At 62.1% G+C, this 1,455-nt stretch carries 2 protein-coding genes and 2 pseudogenes; 3 read left to right on the forward strand and 1 reads right to left on the reverse strand.

Annotation, left to right across the window (positions count from 1 at the left end):
• The 3 genes and pseudogenes from EN991_RS41420 to EN991_RS36060 form a co-directional block, all read left to right on the forward strand.
• Positions 1 to 144 (forward strand): annotated as a pseudogene (locus tag EN991_RS41420) (RNA polymerase sigma factor); the annotation flags it as partial.
• A 117-nt stretch (positions 145 to 261) separates the two neighbouring features.
• Entirely contained in the window at positions 262 to 786 is a 525-nt protein-coding gene (locus tag EN991_RS36055; RefSeq protein ID WP_127370509.1) for a DUF4142 domain-containing protein, read from the forward strand.
• Between the two features lie 11 nt (positions 787 to 797).
• Positions 798 to 1,106 carry a cupredoxin family copper-binding protein gene (locus tag EN991_RS36060; RefSeq protein WP_013532430.1) on the forward strand — a complete coding sequence of 103 codons (309 nt, stop codon included), beginning with the start codon at positions 798 to 800 and terminating at the stop codon, positions 1,104 to 1,106.
• 111 nt (positions 1,107 to 1,217) lie between these two features.
• Here the strand turns inward: EN991_RS36060 and EN991_RS36065 are convergent.
• Positions 1,218 to 1,455, reverse strand: a pseudogene (locus EN991_RS36065) (enoyl-CoA hydratase); the annotation flags it as partial.

The following is a 1,455-nucleotide window of genomic DNA, read 5'->3' on the forward strand; positions in this document are numbered from 1 at the left end:
AGGCTACACCGCGCCCGCGCCCTTGTCCGCAAGGCGCTGGACGACCAGATCGGGCCGGTGCTGCTCGACGCCTTCCCCTTCGCCGGCCGGCGTTGCGAACGACTGACCAGCGCCGTGATGCGACGGCTCGGGCTGGAAAGCTGAGCCTCAGCGGATTTCAGTTCATTTCAGCGGGAACGTTTGCCGCTGACCAGCATCCAATGACCGTCAACCGAAAAACACTGTCCGGGACGATTTCAGCGTCCTGGCGAAGGAGATGCCATGTCTATCCGACACACTGCTGCGCTCGCCGCCCTGCTGCTGCTCGGCACCGCGCCGTTCGCACAAGCCGCCGACAAGCCGACCGATTCGCAGATCGCCCATATCGCCTACACGGCCGGGGTCATCGACATCGAAGCGGCCAAGCTGGCCATCGACAAATCGAAGAACAAGGAGGTTGTCGATTTCGCCAAGGACATGGTCCGCGATCACGAGGCTGTAAATGTTCAGGCGCTCGACCTGGTCAAGAAGCTCAAGGTCACCCCGGAAGACAACCCCACCAGCAAGGCGCTGACCAAAGCTGCGACGGAGGAGCGGGCCAAGCTCGCCAAACTCCACGGCGCTGCCTTCGACAAGGCCTATGTCGACAATGAGGTCGCCTATCACAAGCAGGTCAACGGCGCGCTCGAAACCCTTTTGATCCCGTCGGCGCAGAATGCCGAGCTGAAAAGCCTGCTGGAAACCGGCTTGAAGATATTCCAGGGCCATGAGCAGCACGCCGAACACGTCGCCGGCATGCTCAAGTAAGGACCGGGAGCATGCAGAACCACCATCTGTGGATTGCGTTGACGCTCGCCGTCGGGATCGTGCCGGCGCAAGCCGAAACCATCCAGGTCACCATCGACAGGCTGGTGTTCTCTCCGGCCACCGTCGAGGCAAAGGTCGGCGACACGATCGAGTGGGTGAACAAGGATGTGTTCGCCCACACGGCAACCGTGAAAGGCGGCTGGGAAGTGATGATCCCGCCGAAGAAATCCGCAAGCCTGACTTTGAAGACGGCGGGACCGGTCGACTACTTCTGCCGCTTTCACCCCAACATGAAGGGCCGTTTGGTGGTGGCGCCCTGATCCAGCTCCGACGAGTGCATGTCGCCCAAAAGTGACCTCGGTTTTGGGAGAACGACACGCATAAAAACAAAGACCTGAAGCGGGTCGCCTGAGGAATTCAAGCGACCCGCTTCAGGCTCGCCTGGCCTCGTCGGGACGCGCGATATGTGTCCACGAGCCGTCATAGCCCGGCTCGCGGCGTGCAATCCAGGCATTCAGCCCTTCGCGCAGATCAGCGGTCGGGGCCATGCGCGCAAACTGCTCGGCCTCGACCAGCAAACCTTCGGCGATGCTCTGGTTGAGGCCGCGCGCCACTGCCGTGAGGATGCCGGCAATCGCCAGATCGGAGTGCCGCAGGATACGCCTGGCC

The organism is Mesorhizobium sp. M7A.F.Ca.US.005.03.2.1, from assembly GCF_003997795.1.
In the GTDB taxonomy this organism is placed as follows: Bacteria; Pseudomonadota; Alphaproteobacteria; order Rhizobiales; family Rhizobiaceae; genus Mesorhizobium; species Mesorhizobium ciceri.

Coding starts and splice junctions, on each gene's coding strand:
- EN991_RS36055 (WP_127370509.1), top strand. CDS start 262: ATGTCTATCCGACACACTGCTGCGCTCGCCGCCCTGCTGCTGCTCGGC.
- EN991_RS36060 (WP_013532430.1), top strand. CDS start 798: ATGCAGAACCACCATCTGTGGATTGCGTTGACGCTCGCCGTCGGGATC.